Origin of the sequence: Chitinimonas sp. JJ19, assembly GCF_036961565.1 — a bacterium.
Lineage (GTDB): Bacteria > Pseudomonadota > Gammaproteobacteria > Burkholderiales > Chitinimonadaceae > Chitinimonas.
On sequence record NZ_JBAMDD010000005.1, the window covers coordinates 1 to 15765 of the forward strand.

General features: G+C 59.9%; 13 protein-coding genes and 1 pseudogene. 6 read left to right on the forward strand and 8 right to left on the reverse strand.

Annotation, left to right across the window (positions count from 1 at the left end):
* Positions 1-470 precede the first annotated feature (470 nt).
* Together V7714_RS07585 and glnA are read right to left on the reverse strand one after the other, a co-directional pair.
* Positions 471-1535 carry a Shedu immune nuclease family protein gene (locus tag V7714_RS07585; protein ID WP_335709175.1) on the reverse strand — a complete coding sequence of 355 codons (1065 nt, stop codon included), beginning with the start codon at positions 1533-1535 and terminating at the stop codon, positions 471-473.
* Positions 1536-2725: 1190 nt separating this feature from the next.
* Entirely contained in the window at positions 2726-4135 is a 1410-nt protein-coding gene (glnA, locus tag V7714_RS07590; protein ID WP_308446978.1) for a glutamate--ammonia ligase, read from the reverse strand.
* Between the two features lie 607 nt (positions 4136-4742).
* On the opposite strand from glnA, the gene V7714_RS07595 reads away from it, so the two are divergent.
* Both V7714_RS07595 and aroE read left to right on the forward strand, forming a co-directional pair.
* Positions 4743-5195 carry a rhodanese-like domain-containing protein gene (locus tag V7714_RS07595; RefSeq protein ID WP_335709176.1) on the forward strand — a complete coding sequence of 151 codons (453 nt, stop codon included), beginning with the start codon at positions 4743-4745 and terminating at the stop codon, positions 5193-5195.
* A 144-nt stretch (positions 5196-5339) separates the two neighbouring features.
* On the forward strand, positions 5340-6152 hold the full coding sequence (gene aroE / locus V7714_RS07600; protein WP_335709177.1) for a shikimate dehydrogenase: 813 nt from the start codon (positions 5340-5342) through the stop codon (positions 6150-6152).
* A gap of 107 nt (positions 6153-6259) precedes the next feature.
* Here aroE and V7714_RS07605 read toward each other — a convergent pair whose 3' ends face one another.
* The gene (locus V7714_RS07605; RefSeq protein WP_284195109.1) at positions 6260-7201 is read right to left on the reverse strand and encodes a carbohydrate kinase family protein; all 942 of its coding nucleotides are present in this window, start codon (positions 7199-7201) and stop codon (positions 6260-6262) included.
* Positions 7202-7467: 266 nt separating this feature from the next.
* Positions 7468-7620 (reverse strand): annotated as a pseudogene (locus V7714_RS20610) (hypothetical protein); the annotation flags it as partial.
* 100 nt (positions 7621-7720) lie between these two features.
* On the opposite strand from V7714_RS20610, the gene V7714_RS07610 reads away from it, so the two are divergent.
* From V7714_RS07610 to V7714_RS07620, 3 genes are all read left to right on the forward strand, one after another.
* On the forward strand, positions 7721-8140 hold the full coding sequence (locus V7714_RS07610) for an acyl-CoA thioesterase (protein ID WP_335709178.1): 420 nt from the start codon (positions 7721-7723) through the stop codon (positions 8138-8140).
* Positions 8137-8637, forward strand: coding sequence for a GNAT family N-acetyltransferase (locus V7714_RS07615; protein WP_284195111.1), 501 nt, complete (start codon positions 8137-8139; stop codon positions 8635-8637). The genes V7714_RS07610 and V7714_RS07615 overlap by 4 nt, the downstream gene beginning before the upstream one ends.
* 228 nt (positions 8638-8865) lie before the next feature.
* A complete protein-coding gene (locus V7714_RS07620) occupies positions 8866-11724 on the forward strand; it encodes a M16 family metallopeptidase (RefSeq protein ID WP_335709179.1) in 2859 nt (952 codons plus the stop codon).
* A 41-nt stretch (positions 11725-11765) separates the two neighbouring features.
* Here the strand turns inward: V7714_RS07620 and V7714_RS07625 are convergent, their stop codons facing one another.
* From V7714_RS07625 to V7714_RS07640, 4 genes are all read right to left on the reverse strand, one after another.
* Positions 11766-12356 carry a YqiA/YcfP family alpha/beta fold hydrolase gene (locus V7714_RS07625; RefSeq protein ID WP_335709180.1) on the reverse strand — a complete coding sequence of 197 codons (591 nt, stop codon included), beginning with the start codon at positions 12354-12356 and terminating at the stop codon, positions 11766-11768.
* Between the two features lie 110 nt (positions 12357-12466).
* Entirely contained in the window at positions 12467-12766 is a 300-nt protein-coding gene (locus tag V7714_RS07630) for an STAS domain-containing protein (RefSeq protein ID WP_284195114.1), read from the reverse strand.
* Positions 12767-12799: 33 nt separating this feature from the next.
* Entirely contained in the window at positions 12800-14260 is a 1461-nt protein-coding gene (locus V7714_RS07635; protein WP_335709181.1) for an AmpG family muropeptide MFS transporter, read from the reverse strand.
* A gap of 3 nt (positions 14261-14263) precedes the next feature.
* Positions 14264-15034, reverse strand: a complete 771-nt coding sequence (locus tag V7714_RS07640; protein ID WP_335709182.1) for an exodeoxyribonuclease III — start codon at positions 15032-15034, stop codon at positions 14264-14266.
* Between the two features lie 79 nt (positions 15035-15113).
* On the opposite strand from V7714_RS07640, the gene pyrE reads away from it, so the two are divergent.
* Positions 15114-15755: an orotate phosphoribosyltransferase gene (gene pyrE / locus V7714_RS07645; protein WP_284195117.1), complete on the forward strand. Its 642-nt coding sequence runs from the start codon at positions 15114-15116 to the stop codon at positions 15753-15755.
* The last annotated feature ends 10 nt before the right edge of the window (positions 15756-15765 follow it).

Sequence of the window (15765 nt, forward strand, 5' to 3'; positions counted from 1 at the left end):
GTGGATGAATCAACTTGGGCTCAACCATCGCTACAGTGCAATCCAGTGGCTGTCGTCGTGGATAGCGGTGATCGTGCGAAGCGTACGGTGAATTACGCCGCTTGACCTGTCACGGCGCTCGCTGACCCAAGGTGCGCACCGCCCGCAGCTTCGTCGAAACGGCCAGCAACTCACGGAACCACCGTTTTCTTCGTTTTGGCCGTCCTGGGGGAAAGGCCCAAGACTGGGGTTGGCTGCGGCGCAGCAGCTGAACATGGTCCTAAAGCTTCACGCCTTGCACCTTGTCCTTCATCCAGCAAGGTTGTAACCGAAACGCTAGAAATTTTATGCTGTTACATGGTAAATGCTTGCGACTATACTTGGCCAGATAAGCTCCCCCTAGCAGGCGTAGCAGTCTTAACTATAAATTCACTTCGTTCAAAAAGTTCGTCAAATGTAATGATATCTATATCGGATATGCCGTTTCGATATCATTCAAATGATCGAAACTTCTCTTGATTAACACCTTCGTCAGTTTTGAACTGCCCCAACGACCCTATCACAATAAAAGCTTTGGGGCGAAAATTGAACGCTTCTTCACCAGTGGGCGCGCCATCTTTGCCATTTGGCCTGAATAGGCCATATAGATTGCGCAAAGCTGCATCTACGGTACCCTGTACTTGAGCAACTGCACCCACCATTTCAGCTGATGGGGCCCAGCAACCCGAACGGTACGAACGTCCCAAAAGATCTGTCTCGTGGGTCTTAATCTCTACAAAGCAAATTGTATTTATAATTCCTCGAGTTTGCATAAATGCATCGGCACGCTTCCCATAATTGACTAGGTCGTAACCCTCTACAAGTTGCTCAAGTTTACGCCCGTCAAAACCTGTTACAAAAACATAGCTTAAGCCATAGCCAAATATCCACTGGTTTCGTTCGAAGAACGCCTGCCAAAGAGCTTCATTTCCATTCAATTTCTTTATTTTCAACAAAGCATCAAAATAATCTTTTTGGGATAGCAACCTTTCGAATATATCAAGTTGCTTCTTGCGATATCCTAGTGCAACGATGTCTTCTTTTGTTATCCCGGACTGCATTGCCTCGGAGAATACATCTTGGTTTTCTTTAACCAGGTGAGCCGCTTGCTCCCTCGATAAAATCAACTTACTAAGCTCAGAGTCCGCAATGTTGACCTTACCACTATCGGCAGGCTCGATGGCGGCGACATTCCCAAAGAATGTCAGCAACTTTGAGATTTCAGCACCCACAAATGAGAAGTGTGTTTTTTGCGGCACACCACTGTTTCCGTTGAACGCTTGCAAGGTAACCACGGTGAGCTGATGGCTGTCCTCAAGATACTTCGCTACGATTTCCGTGCGCCCAGTTGGAGTCCGTCGAAGCACTACCTCATCTTTAACTGTCGCAAAGTGTAGCCCCTCGGAATCAATGACCTTGGAAGCAATTCGTAAAGGCCCTTGCGGTGTATCTATTTGCGGACTTATGTAGGTTTTACCCGGGATTTTATTCCTGTGAATCTCAGCTTCATCTTGCATGACTTACTCCAAATCATTTGTGCGAGGCTTTAGAACAAGAAAACCGCCCAAGCGTCGATTGCCTATTTTCGCCGTAGAGGGCACAAGCCGACCTTTGACCAGGAGTCATCTTCACCAGAAGAGCTGCGGCTTAATAACACCCAGCACAGATTGCCACCACGGAGGGAGTTTATAATAACCTCCAACAGCTAGCTCGGCTTATCCACGATAGCAATTCGATTTAAGAATACATCAAAAATGCCTGCCTACATTTCTGCGTCGTATACTTCTCGACCCAGCGCAAGAGTTAGCTTCGCACAGAGCACGCTTACCCAACCAACCCAGAGTTCATCCTCAACGTCGCCGCTGAAAACGAGGCCACCAGGATCAGCCGATACGGCAATATGGCGAAAATCTCCTTCTTGCCCATACCACATGGGCCAATGCTCACAAGAGAGCCAACCGTCTAGCTCAGTATAAACCCTGGCGATCGTTCGCCAATCGTCATCAGAGGACTCCATTTTGATATTCAATGTTATAGATTTCCGCATCATCATATCGCCAGGCACTCACCACTCGCACTCAAACCTCATCCCTCACAAACGCTAGCGACAAGCCCAACTCTCCCGCCCTACGCCGCAAAGAATCCAGTTCAAAATCATAAAACACACCAAGATTCCAGATTGGCGCCTCACCTACATACTGACTTTCAAGCCGTGCGAGTTGAAAGTGTGGGCTTGAGGCCAACAACCTCTTAAGCAGGATGAATGCTTTTGCGGGAGTGGGCTCACGGGTTACGATGTAACAACCCACGAAAAGCGTGGCTCGTTGCATGTCAGGAAAATCGTGGGCGTAGTGCACAAGGGCATCAAAGGTATGCCCGCATGCCAGGCAACGGTAGCTTTCGATGGTGACGAGCACGTTAGGCTCACGCACTATCTGCTCAGCTCCACACTGTATGCAACGGTCAGTCACACATCCCCCAAACAAGCCGCAACGCTACATCCAGCAACCACCCAAAGCAACCCTTGCTCTTGCGCCTCAGACTGTATAGCTGGCTTTCCAACCACCGAGAAAATCACCAGGCAGGAAGCAAAGCGCCGAACAGGCTAGAACAACGCCAGCCCACCCCCCAATAACAGAAAACCCGCATCGCCAACGGCCATGCGGGTTTTCTGGACTACAGCAGGCCTGCGGGCAGGCCAGCCAGTTTACAGCGAGTAATACATATCGAATTCCACCGGGTGGGTGGTCATGCGGAACTTGGTGACTTCTTCCATCTTCAGTTCGATGTAGGAATCGATCCAATCATTGGAGAAGACACCGCCGCGGGTCAGGAACTCGCGGTCCTTGTCCAGGGCTTCCAGGGCTTGCTCGAGGCTGTGGCAAACCTTGGGTACCAGCTTGTCTTCTTCCGGCGGCAGGTCGTACAGGTTCTTGTCAGCCGGGTCGCCAGGGTGGATCTTGTTCTGCACGCCGTCCAGGCCGGCCATCATCAGGGCGGTGAAGGCCAGGTAGGGGTTGGCGAGTGGATCGGGGAAACGGGCTTCGATACGGCGTGCCTTGTCGCTGGCGACGTAAGGAATACGGATGGAAGCCGAGCGGTTCTTGGCGGAGTAGGCCAGCATCACCGGTGCTTCGTAGCCGGGCACCAGACGCTTGTAGGAGTTGGTACCGGGGTTGGTGATGGCGTTCAGTGCCTTGGCGTGCTTGATGATGCCGCCGATGTAGTACAAGGCGAATTCCGACAGGCCAGCGTAGCCGTTACCTGCAAACAGGTTCTTGCCGTCCTTCCAGATCGACTGGTGCACGTGCATGCCGCTGCCGTTGTCACCAACGATGGGCTTGGGCATGAAAGTGGCGGTCTTGCCGTACTGGTGGGCCACGTTGTGGACCACATACTTCAGGCGCTGGGTCCAGTCGGCACGTTGCACCAGGGTGCTGAACTTGGTGCCGATTTCGTTCTGGCCGGCGGTGGCCACTTCATGGTGATGCACTTCAACCGGGATGCCCAGTTCTTCCAGCGCCAGGCACATTGCCGAGCGAATGTCCTGGAAGCTGTCGACCGGTGCCACGGGGAAATAACCACCCTTGACGCCAGGACGATGGCCGGTGTTGCCGGCCTCATAGGCCTCGCTGGAGGACCAGGCTGCTTCTTCGGAGCGGATCTTGACGTGGGTGCCCGACATGTCGGTGCCCCAGGTAACGCTGTCGAAGATGAAGAATTCAGGTTCCGGGCCGAAGAAGGCGGTATCGCCCAGGCCGGATGCCTTCAGGTAAGCCTCGCCACGCTTGGCGATGGAACGCGGGTCGCGGTCATAGCCCTTGCCATCGGTCGGGTCGATCACGTCGCAGGTGATGAACAGGGTCGGTTCGTCATAGAACGGGTCGATGGCGGCAGAGGACGGATCCGGGATCAGCAGCATGTCCGAAGCCTGGATGCCCTTCCAGCCGGCAATCGAGGAGCCATCAAAAGCATGGCCGCGCTCGAACCACTCTTCATCGACCACATGCGACGGCACGGAAACATGCTGTTCCTTACCCTTGGTGTCGGTGAAGCGCAGATCGACGAAACGGATATCGTTTTCTTGGATTTGCTTGAGTACGTCGGCGACCGCCATTTGCATAACTCCTGATGAGAAACTGGGAAACCGGCGCGCAGGCCGGCAGGGAATCCGATTGTAGAGCCTTGTCGCTCGCCTTGCCTCATGGTGGCGCGCGTCCGGCGACTATTTAGCAGGAAGCATGCCACAGGCTGCAAACCCCTGCCATGCGCCATTCAGGGGCGTGCTGATACCACTTCACGCACCATATTAATGCAGCACAAACACAATCGCACTGAATTGGTGCGCTCACCTTGTGTACCCTGTCCGTGCTACTCTCCTGTGCGCCCCATACACGCGGCACCCCTGTCTGAACATGGCTACCAAGACTGGTAGCCAGGCCCACGCACAGACACCCCAACCGCAGCGGAGTTCACGGCGTGACAGCTGCCCCCTGCTGGCCACCGTGCAGCAGATAGGCAGAGGGTATGCCCGGCCATTCCACGCGGCCTGAATCGCCCCCATGAACGCAGCACAGCGCCTGCTGGCTCAAGCTGCACTGACAACCCGTACCCGGCGTTCGCTCAGGCGTCACCGACCATCAATGACTTGGGTCCATAGCTGGCGCTTAGCTGCCATAATTGAACTCTGAATCATTCACGCATAGCCATCGGCGGAGCACACCATGAGCCTGACCAATGAAATTCTGCAGCGTGCCCATAGCCGTGCAGAGGAAATGAAGCTGCCCTACTCCGGCGCACTGACACCGGAAGAGGCCCATACGCTGCTGAGCACCATGCCAGCCTGCAAGCTGGTGGATGTGCGCACCAGCGCAGAATGGCAGTTTGTCGGTACACCGCTGCATGCGGTAAAGATAGAGTGGAAGAGCTGGCCGGGCATGGCGGCCAATCCCAACTTCATGGAGCAGCTGAAAAACCAGGTGGATACCGAGGATGCCCTGCTGTTCCTGTGCCGTACCGGTGGCCGCTCGCACGAGGCCGCCGCCCTGGCCGCCGCCCATGGCTATAGCGAGTGCTACAACGTGCTGGAAGGCTTTGAGGGCGACCGCAACGATGCCGGCCAGCGTGGTCAGATAAACGGCTGGAAGGCACGCGGCCTGCCCTGGTCGCAGGGCTGATACCTGCGCCTGGTAGCACCTGACACCAATAAGTGCCCACACGCTTCCACCGATACAAGCACCTTCCCGACTATTCTCCGCTCCGCCAGGCCAGCCTCGCGGTGGCGGGGATCGTCCCGCTTACCCTCACGCCCGACTACTAACATGACTGACCGCTACGCCGTCATCGGCAACCCTGTTGCCCATAGCAAATCGCCCTTGATCCACGCTGCTTTCGCCCGCCAGACCGGCCAGAAGCTGGTGTACGAGCGGCTGGAGGCGCCGCTGGATGGTTTTGTTGATACAGCAGCGCAGTTTCTGGCCATGGGAGGCAGCGGCTGCAATGTCACGGTGCCGTTCAAGGAAGAAGCTTTCCGCTTTGCCAACCTGCTGAGCGACCGGGCCGAGCTGGCCGGCGCAGTCAATACCCTATGGCTGGATGATGAGGGCGTAGTAGGCGACAACACCGACGGTGCCGGGCTGGTGGCCGACCTGTTGTTGCACACACCATTGGCCGGCAAGCGCATTCTGCTGCTAGGGGCCGGCGGTGCGGCACGGGGGGTAATTGCGCCACTGCTGGACGAGGAACCGGCCAGCCTGTGTATCGCCAACCGCAGCGCCGACAAGGCCGTGGCGCTGGCAGGGCATTTTGCCGAGCTGGGCGAGGTCGCTGGCATGGGGCTGGCGGGTTTGGATGGTCAGTCATTCGACCTGGTCATCAACGCCACCTCCGCCAGCCTAGCCGGCGCCAGCCTGCCCTTGCCCGCCAGCCTGTGGCAAACCGGGCCGGTGGTTTACGACATGATGTACGGTGCGCAGGAAACCCCATTTCTGGCACAGGCCCGCGCCGCAGGGGTACAGCAACGACTGGATGGACTCGGCATGCTGGTGGCGCAGGCAGCCGAGGCGTTCTATCTATGGCGCGGCGTCAGGCCAGACACCGCCCCGGTGCTGGCAGAACTGCGTGGCCAACTCTAAGAGCCTGTTCAAAGTCTATGGCTTCTGCGCGTGACGGGCGCCATGTACCCGCCAAACAGAACGCCACCGGCTAAGGTGGCGTTCTGTTTGGCGGTGGCAGGCCAGGTTTACCAGTTGGGCAGTTCGCTGCCGAAGGCAGTACGGTAGTCTGCCGACAGGCTGCTACGGCTGAACGTGTGGTTCTGTGCACCGCGCGAGGCGATCTTGATGGCGCCCAGCAAGGACGCCAGGCGACCGGTGGTTTCCCAGTCCCAGCCCCGTTCGATACCAAACAGTAGGCCTGCGCGATAGGCGTCGCCACAGCCGGTCGGATCCTGCAACGATGCGGCAGGTGCCGCCGGGATGATGATTTCACGGCCATCGGCGTAGATGGTGGAGCCTTCGCCGCCACGGGTCACGATCAATGCCTTGACCATGCCGGCAAGCTCGGCAATGGATTTGCCGGTTTTTTCTTCCAGCATGGCGGCTTCGTAATCGTTCAGGGTGACGTAGTCGGCCGCCAGCGAGCAGGCCAGCAACTCCTCGCCCGACAGCAGGGGCAGACCCTGGCCCGGATCGAAGATAAAGGGAATGCCGGCAGCCTTGAGCTCACGCGCGTGGGCCAGCATGCCGTCGCGGCCATCGGGGCCGATGATGGCAAGGCGAATACCGTCCACATGATCGAAGCGGTTGTTATGCGATTCGCTCATGGCGCCTGGGTGGAAGGCGGTGATCTGGTTATCGTCCAGGTCGGTGGTGATAAAGCACTGGGGCGTGAACTGGTCGGGGATCACCCGCACGCAATCCTGCCGCAGGCCCAGCGATTTGAGGCGGTCAGCATAGGGCGCAAAGTCCTGCCCAACGGTGGCCATGATGATGGGTTCGCCGCCCAACAGGTGCAGGTTATAGGCGATATTGCCGGCACAGCCGCCAAACTCGCGGCGCATCTCGGGCACCAAAAAGGACACCGACAGCATGTGCACCTTGTCCGGCAGGATGTGGTGCTTGAAGCGGTCGGGGAAGACCATAATGGTGTCGTAAGCGACGGAGCCGCAGATCAACGTGGGCATGAATATATCTCGAGCGTGCAAAAAAAACGCGATTCTACGCCCACTGACCCTGTAACGCGCATGGCGGTACGAAGAATGCTGCACCGTTGATCGCCTCGATCCAGTGCACCCATGGATCGCCCGTGCCATCTCCACGCGTCAACATGTCGTCCAACCAGCGATTTCAGGTAGGGACGGTAGGCGAGTAAGGGATGGCTACCCACCCTCCACACTACCGTAGGGCATAGGCAGGCGCACGGTTTGCAGCGCGATATGGCTCTCCCCCATCATCCCCCAGGTGAAGGGATGTTGTCGGGTTTGCTGGCGTCGCCCATCTCGATATCGCCCCATTGGCAGCGGCTACTGATGCGCTCCTGGGCTGTTGCCGGGAGGTGTTGCCATTTCACCATTCTGTGCACAAAACGCCGCATATGCAGATAACGGCCCCCGGCATAAGGCTAGCCCTTGCAGGTAGCGCAGGGTTTATCAAACCCGCCATGCCGGATAATCTATGGGTTGCTACCCGACAGGCCGATAGACATGACCACACCCACCTTGCTCGCGACCGAAGTATTCCCCATGCGCTGGGGCGACATGGATGCCCTGGGCCACCTGAACAACACGCTGTATTTCCGGTTTTGCGAGGAAGCAAGGGTGCGCTGGCTCGATCAACGGGGCTGGGGCGTCAGGCTGGACGCAGGCGATGGCCCCATCCTGGCGGCCACCAGCTGCCAGTTCAAGGTGCCGCTGGTCTATCCATGCAATATCCGGCTGGAGATCTACCTGAAAAAACTGGGCAACAGCAGCTTTACCCTGGGTCACCGCATCATGCGCGATGACGCGCCTGAACAGATCGCGGCGGAAGCCGAGGCAGTGATCGTCTGGTGCGACTACGCCGCCGGCACAGCCAAACCCCTGCCCGATGCACTGCGCCAGCAACTGGAAGGAGCGGTGGCATGAAGCAGGTTTTCAGCGTACGCGATGCCCAGCCAGGCGATGCCCCGGCCCTGTACGAATTGGTACGGGAGCTGGCCGCTTATGAGAAGCTCACCCATCAATGCACCGGCACACCAGAACAGTTGCACCAGCACCTGTGGGGGCCGCGCCCTTATATAGAAGCCTTGATCGCCGAAGTACAGCGCAACGGCAAACAGCACCCGGTAGGGTTTGCCTTGTACTTCCACAACTATTCCACCTTCCTGGCCAAGCCTGGGCTGTACCTGGAAGACCTGTTCGTGTTGCCCGAGTATCGGCGCAACGGCATAGGCGAAGCCTTGTTCCGCGAAGTGGCCCAGCGTGCTGTGGCTCGTGACTGCGGCCGATTCGAGTGGGCCGTGCTGGACTGGAACACCCCGGCACTGGATTTCTATCGTGCCCTGGGGGCCACAGTCATGCCGGAGTGGCGCATCTGCCGCGCCACCGGCAGTACCTTGCGCGCCATGGCGGAGCCCGGCTGAACAAGGCTGCCCCGCCCTCGCAGGCACTCGCTATCCTGTTGAATGCCTTACAGCTTTTCAGCGACTTAGGTTCCAGACAGGCGCCGAGGCGGCGCGCTGCAGTTCATCCTCGATTTTTCGTATTTCGTCACCTAAAAGCATCCCACTGCGGCCGAACGCAGTAGGATCGCTCCCCGGCTACCAACTGCACCAAGAACCGGTTCTGGCCAAACCTACAAAGGAGCAAGCATGCGTTTCACCCCCTTGAGTCTCGCCCTCGCCCTGTCGCTGGGTTTTGCCCTGCCGACCGCGGCCGCAGATGCACCTGCTGCCGCCCCTGCGGGCGCCCCTGCAGGCGCCCCCGCAGGCACGCCCGCACCGCAGGCGCAGGTCGCCGCCCCCACCAAGCTCAGCTCGGTCGAGGGTATTACCGAATACCGCCTAGCCAATGGCCTGCGCGTGCTGCTGGCGCCCGATGCCTCCAAGCCCACCACCACGGTCAACATCACCTATCTGGTCGGTAGCCGGCACGAGAACTACGGTGAAACCGGCATGGCCCACCTGCTGGAGCATCTGGTGTTCAAGGGCACCCCCAGCCTGCCGGGCAAGAGCATCGTCGAGAACTTTGCCAAGCGCGGCATGCGCTACAACGGCACCACCTGGTATGACCGCACCAACTATTACGAAACCTTCGCTGCCAGCGAAGACAACCTGGACTGGGCGCTCAAGATGGAAGCCGACCGCATGGTCAACAGCTTCATCGCCCGCAGCGATCTGGAATCAGAGTTCTCGGTTGTACGCAACGAGATGGAAAGCGGCGAGAACAACCCCACCCGCATCCTGATGCAACAGATGGCTGCCAGTGCCTACCAATGGCACAACTACGGCAAGAGCACCATCGGTGCCCGCACCGACGTGGAAAACGTCAAGATCGAAAATCTGCAGGCCTTCTATCGCAACTACTATCAGCCGGATAACGCCACCCTGACGGTGACCGGCAAGTTCGACGAAGCCAAGACCCTGGCCAAGATCGCCCAGCACTTTGGCGGTATTGCCAAGCCTGCCCGCAAGCTGCAGGACACCTACACGCTGGACCCACAACAGGATGGCGCCCGCGAGCTGACCATCACCCGCGTGGGTGATACCCAGATCGTGGCTGCGCTCTACCACATGGCACCCGGCGCCCACCCCGATGCCGCCGCCATGGGCCTGCTGGCGCAGATCATGGGCGACACTCCGACCGGCCGCCTGCACAAGGCCCTGGTCGAGAAGAAAAAAGCCGCTGGCGTCTGGGCCTACCCCTTCTCGCTGAAGGAACCCGGCTACACCCTGTTCGTAGCCGATCTGAACAAGACCCAATCGCGCGACGAAGCCCGCAAGGCCATCCTGGCCGAGCTGGAGAACGTGGCCAAGCAGCCTATCACCGAGGCCGAGCTCAAGCGTGCCAAGACCGCCCTGCTCAATGGCTATGAAAAGGCGATGTCCGATCCGGTCGCCTTTGGCGTGGCGCTGTCCGAAGAAATAGCCAAGGGCGACTGGCGCCTGTTCTTCCTGCAACGCGATCAGATCGAAGCCGCCACCGTGGCCGATGTGCAGCGCGTGGCCGAGAACTATCTGCGTGAATCGAACCGCACCCTGGGCCAATTCGTGCCTACCGACAAGCCGCAGCGCGCCGCCATCCCCGGCGCCCCTGATGTGCAAAAGCTGGTGGAAGGCTACAAGGGCAAGGCCGCCATGGCCGAGGGCGAAAGCTTCGACCCCAGCCCGGCCAATATCGAGAGCCGCACCACCCGCCTCGCGCTGGCTAACGGCATGCAGGTAGCCCTGCTGCCCAAGAAGACCCGTGGCAATACGGTGAATGGCAGCATTACCCTGCGCATGGGTGACGAGAAGAGTCTGTTTGGCCAGAGCACCAATGCCGAACTGGCTGGCGCCATGCTGCAACGCGGTGCTGGCAAGCTGAGCCGCCAGGAACTGGCCGACAAGCTGGAAGAACTGAAAGCCAAGCTGAGCATCTCGGCCAGCGCCACCCAGGTGCGTGTGGGCTTTGAAACCCGCCGCGACAAGCTGCCCGAACTGCTGACCGTAATCCGTGACGTGCTACGCAGCCCCACCTTCCCGGCCGCCGAGTTCGAAAGCCTGCGTACCGAGTCCATCACCGGGCTGGAAGAGCAGATGCGCCAACCCGATGCAGTGGCACAGAAGGCCGTGGAAAAGCATGGCAACAACTACCCCAAGGGTGATGTGCGTGCCAGCATGAGCTTCGATGAAGCCATCGCCAGCTACAAGACCGCCAAGCTGGCTGATGCCAAGGCTTTCTATAGCCGCTTCTATGGTGCGCAGAACGGCCAGCTGGCCCTGGTTGGCGACTTTGACAAGGCCGAAGCAGAAGCCCAGTTGAAGCAGCTGTTTGGCGACTGGAAGGCGAAGGCCGCCTACCAGCGCGTGGAAATGCCGTTTGTAGTCACCAAGCCGGCCGCACTGACGCTGGAAACCCCGGACAAGGCCAATGCCGCCTATATCGCCAGCCTGCCGCTGAAGCTGGCCGATACCTCGCCTGATCTGCAACCCCTGCAACTGGCAACCCGCGTACTGGGTGGCGGTGCACTGAAGAACCGGCTGATGGACAGGCTGCGGCAGAAGGAAGGCATCAGCTACGGTGCCGGCAGCTGGCTGAGCGTACCTAGCCTGGATGACGATGCCTCGCTGGGCATGTATGCCATCTATGCACCGCAGAACCTCGACAAGCTGAAGAATGGCGTAGCCGAGGAGATCGCCAAGCTGGTGAAGGAAGGTGTGACCGAGCAGGAATTGAGCGACGCCAAGAGCGGTCTGCTGCAGGAAGCCACCATCGGCCGTACCCAGGATGCACGCCTGGCCGGCGCACTGGCAAGCCAGCTCTACCTGAAGCGCACCATGGCCTTTACCGCCGATGCCGAGGCCAAGCTCAAGGCCACCACGCTGGAACAGGTAAACGCCGCCATCAAGCGCTATGTTGACCCTGAAAAGCTGGTACAGGCCTGGGCTGGTGACTTTGCCAATGCTGCCAAGAAAGCCGCTGAAGCCAAGAAGGCCGAAGATCAGAAGAAGACCGCCTCAGCGCAGTAAGCTACCGACCCTCACCCAACGCCCGGTTCGCCGGGCGTTTTTTATGGCTGCGCTGCAGGCGGGTCTATGCCTGCATAGGCCAGCACCTCGGGCAGCATGGCCTGCCAGTGCTGGAAGCCATGGTCGCCGCCGTCGAACACGGTCTGGCGGGCACCGGCGTAGTAATCCACGGCCTGGCGGTAATCGAGGGTTTCGTCACCGGTCTCCACCAACAGCCAGTAGCGCGATGGGGTCAGACGGGCGGGCAGCAGCGTCACCAGCTCGGCCATATGGTCGGTAGTCAGCAGGTATTCCTCGCCGGTGTAGAGATTGCGCTGTGGCCCCAGCAATCCATCCAGCAAGGTATGCGGGCGCACTGCCGGGTTGATCAACACCGCTCTGCAACCATAGCGCTCAGCCACCCAGGTGGCGTAAAAACCACCGAGCGAGCTACCCACGCAAGTCACGTCCGCCGGGTTGCGGTCGGCCAGCCAGCTGGCAATCTGGCTGGCTGCTCTGGCTGGTGAATAGTGCAGTGCCGGGCAATGGAAATGCTGGCCCAGATTGCGCTCGCCCAGCCAGGCCGCCGTCTGTTGCGCCTTGATGGAGGCGGGGCTGCTGTTGAAACCGTGCAGATAGAGTAGGGTTTTCATGATGGGATAGGTGAAAACAGACATGGCCCGCGCACGCAAGCGCGGGCGACAGGCCAGGTGGGGCAGACAAGCTGGTGGCATGCCCCAGGGCTGGGCGTGCCCAGGTTGGTTCAGTCCAACTCGAACAGGCGTCCGAAATTGGCGACGTCCAGTACGGCGCGTACCGTGCCACGGGTATTGGTCAGGCGTATCGGGCTTTGTCCCAGCCGCTCCCGCAGCAGCAGTAGCATGCCCAGCGCCGCACTATCCATGTAGTCGACGCCATCGAAGTCGATTTCCAGCGAGGCAATATCCAGGTTGGCCATGACCTGCTGGCTGGCATCCTTGAAGGGCCGGTGCGCCTCGAAGGTAAAGTCGCCGGACAAGGCTATGCGGGCGTGGCCGCCGTTGAGGCTGACAATGGCTTCCATGGTGGGTGCTTTCTGACTTGGGTTGGTACTCAATCAGTCTAGTGCCTGCGGCGACTGATTGCTGGGCGAGTGCAAGGCGTCGATACGGGGCCGCAACCACCACAGCAACAGCAGGCCGGGTAGCGCTGCCAGCACGGTATAGACAAAGAAGGTGCTCCAGCCGAGCTGATCCACCAACACCCCCGATGCCGGGCCGACATAGACCCGGCCAAAGGCAGCCAGCGCCGACAGCAGGGCAAACTGGGTGGCCGTGTAGCGAGCGTTGCAAAGCGTCATCAGCAGGGCAACAAACGCCGCCGTACCCATGCCGCCACAGAGGTTCTCCACGCCTACGGCCGCCACCATGATCTGGAACACATAGGGATGCTGGCCCGAGATCGATAGCCACCAATACATCAGGTTGGAGACCGCCTGCAGGGCGCCGAACAGCATAAGGGCGCGCCATAGGCCCAGCTTGACCATCCACAAGCCGCCCAGCACGGCGCCAACCAGGGTGGCCAGCAGGCCAAAGACCTTGTTGACCTCGCCCACGGCAGTCTGGCTGAAACCCATGCCACGCAGCAGAAAGGCCGTAGTCAGGCTGCCAGCAAAGGCGTCGCCCAACTTGTAGAAAATGATCAGCGCCAGAATGGCCCAGGCGCCCTTGCGCGAGATGAACTCATCCAGCGGCCCCAGCAGTGCCGGAAAGCCCATCTGCCGTGCCAGCCACAAGGCCAGCACCCCACCGGCGGTGACCTCTGCCACCAGGTAGAGCAGCGCCCAGCCCTTGCTGTCGGTCGGCACGCCCAGCAGGGCCAGCCCGCGCGAGGCCAGCCAATAGCCGAGCAAGGCGCCGGCCAGCATGGCCAGGAAGCCTTTCAGCTCCTGCCCGGCGGGGCTCCTGGGGCCATCCGGCAACGCCAGCCTGGGGCCGAACAAGGTCACCAGCGCCATGCCGCCCATCAAGGCCGCCATCAGCTTGTAGGTGTTGTTCCAGCCCAGGAACTTCTCGGCAATGATCAGCGCCAGGGCGCCCGAGGTCAGCATGGCCAGGCGATAGCCCAGGGTGGTCACGGCCGCCCCTGCGCCGCGCTCATCCTCTTGCAGCAGCTCGGTGCGGTAGGCATCGAACACCACGTCCTGGCTGGCCGACAGAAACGCCACGATCACACCGAAGACCGCCAGCCAGCCAGCCGAGGCCACCGGATCCAGCAGCGACATGGCGAAAATGGCGGCCGCCAGCGCCAACTGGGTCAGCACCAGCCAGCCACGCCGCCGCCCCAGCCAGGTGGGCTCAAAGCGATCAAGCAGGGGTGACCAGAGAAACTTGAAGGTATAGGGCAGGCCCACCAGGGTGAACCAGCCTATGGTGGTGATATCCACCCCCGATACCGTCAGCCACGCCTGCAGGCTGGCTGCAGTGAGCGCCAGCGGCAACCCCGAGGCAAAGCCCAGCAGCAGGACGATGGCAACCCGGCGGTTGCCGAAAACCGACAGATAGTTGGAGAGCGTCATCGCTTACAGCTCGCCCGCGTAGTCCATGATCAGGGGCGCATGATCGGAGAATTTGATCTCCTTGTAGATGCTGGCGCTGAGCGCACGCTGCGCCAGGCCCGGCGTGGTGATCTGGTAGTCGATGCGCCAGCCCACATCCTTGGCGTAGGCCTGGCCACGGTTGCTCCACCAGGTATAGCCCGGCGCCTCCGGGTAGAGGGTGCGCCACACATCCACCCAACCCAGGCCCAGCAGCTCGGTCAGCCAGGCGCGCTCTTCAGGCAGGAAGCCGGAATTCTTCAGGTTGCCTTTCCAGTTCTTCAGATCGATGGGCTGGTGGGCGATGTTCCAGTCGCCGCACACCACAATCTCCCGCCCTTCTGCCAGCATCTGCCGCATATGGGGCAGGAAGCGCTCCAGGAAGGCGAACTTGATGGTCTGGCGCTCCTCGCCGCTGGAACCCGATGGCAGATAAAGCGAGATAACCGACAGCGGGCCGAAATCGGCACGCAGGTAGCGCCCCTCCATATCGATATCAGGTATGCCCAGGCCCTCGATGACGGCATCGGGCCGCTTGCGGCTGTAGATGCCCACGCCGCTGTAACCTTTTTTCTCGGCCGGATGGAAAAAACCGTGGTAGCCGGCCGGGGCCAGCATGGCCTCGCTCATATCAGGCAATTGCGCCTTGAGTTCCTGCAGACACACCACGTCCGCCCCGGTCTGGGGCAGCCAATCGAAGAAGCCTTTGTTGGCGGCGGAGCGGATGCCATTGAGGTTGGCGGAAATTATTCGCATGGATGATGACCGGCAGGGCAGATAAGGAAACGGAATGATATGCTATAAATCCTTGAACCCCGCATAGCCACTTGTTTTCATGAGCATGTCACGCACCGATTTCATTGCCTTCGCCGTCCAGCAGAATGTGCTGCGCTTCGGCGAGTTCCAAACCAAGGCCGGCCGACTGTCGCCCTACTTCTTCAACGCAGGGCTGTTTCACGACGGCGCCAGCATCGGCCGCCTGGCTGATTTCTACGCCGACGCGGCCATCGCCTCGGGCGTGAGCTTCGACATGCTGTTCGGTCCGGCCTACAAGGGCATCTCCCTGGCCGCCACTACGGCAGTCGCACTTGCCGAAAAAGGTCGGAATGTGCCGTTTTGTTTCAATCGCAAGGAAGCCAAAGACCACGGTGAAGGCGGCACCCTGATCGGTGCGCCGCTCAAGGGCCGGGTCATGATCATCGACGATGTGATCTCGGCCGGCACCTCGGTGCGGGAGTCGGTGGAATTGATCCGTGCACAGGGCGCAGAGCCTGCTGGCGTGCTGATTGCGCTGGATAGGCAGGAGCGCGGACAAGGTACGCAATCGGCGGTACAGGAGGTCACGGCACGCTACGGCATACCCGTGGTGGCCATCGCCAATCTGACCGACCTGATCGCGTTTTTGAACGGTCAACCAGAGCTGGAACGCAATTTGCAAGCGGTTGAGCGTTATCGCGCCGAATTTGGCGTGGCTTGAGGAAAACCGT

Excerpts from the sequence above, each read along its gene's own strand:
- pyrE (WP_284195117.1), top strand. The coding sequence starts at position 15,114 with ATGAGCATGTCACGCACCGATTTCATTGCCTTCGCCGTCCAGCAGAAT.
- V7714_RS07630 (WP_284195114.1), bottom strand. The coding sequence starts at position 12,766 with ATGGAAGCCATTGTCAGCCTCAACGGCGGCCACGCCCGCATAGCCTTG.
- V7714_RS07620 (WP_335709179.1), top strand. The coding sequence starts at position 8,866 with ATGCGTTTCACCCCCTTGAGTCTCGCCCTCGCCCTGTCGCTGGGTTTT.
- V7714_RS07640 (WP_335709182.1), bottom strand. The coding sequence starts at position 15,034 with ATGCGAATAATTTCCGCCAACCTCAATGGCATCCGCTCCGCCGCCAAC.
- V7714_RS07595 (WP_335709176.1), top strand. The coding sequence starts at position 4,743 with ATGAGCCTGACCAATGAAATTCTGCAGCGTGCCCATAGCCGTGCAGAG.
- glnA (WP_308446978.1), bottom strand. The coding sequence starts at position 4,135 with ATGGCGGTCGCCGACGTACTCAAGCAAATCCAAGAAAACGATATCCGT.
- V7714_RS07635 (WP_335709181.1), bottom strand. The coding sequence starts at position 14,260 with ATGACGCTCTCCAACTATCTGTCGGTTTTCGGCAACCGCCGGGTTGCC.
- V7714_RS07610 (WP_335709178.1), top strand. The coding sequence starts at position 7,721 with ATGACCACACCCACCTTGCTCGCGACCGAAGTATTCCCCATGCGCTGG.
- V7714_RS07605 (WP_284195109.1), bottom strand. The coding sequence starts at position 7,201 with ATGCCCACGTTGATCTGCGGCTCCGTCGCTTACGACACCATTATGGTC.
- aroE (WP_335709177.1), top strand. The coding sequence starts at position 5,340 with ATGACTGACCGCTACGCCGTCATCGGCAACCCTGTTGCCCATAGCAAA.
- V7714_RS07585 (WP_335709175.1), bottom strand. The coding sequence starts at position 1,535 with ATGCAAGATGAAGCTGAGATTCACAGGAATAAAATCCCGGGTAAAACC.
- V7714_RS07615 (WP_284195111.1), top strand. The coding sequence starts at position 8,137 with ATGAAGCAGGTTTTCAGCGTACGCGATGCCCAGCCAGGCGATGCCCCG.
- V7714_RS07625 (WP_335709180.1), bottom strand. The coding sequence starts at position 12,356 with ATGAAAACCCTACTCTATCTGCACGGTTTCAACAGCAGCCCCGCCTCC.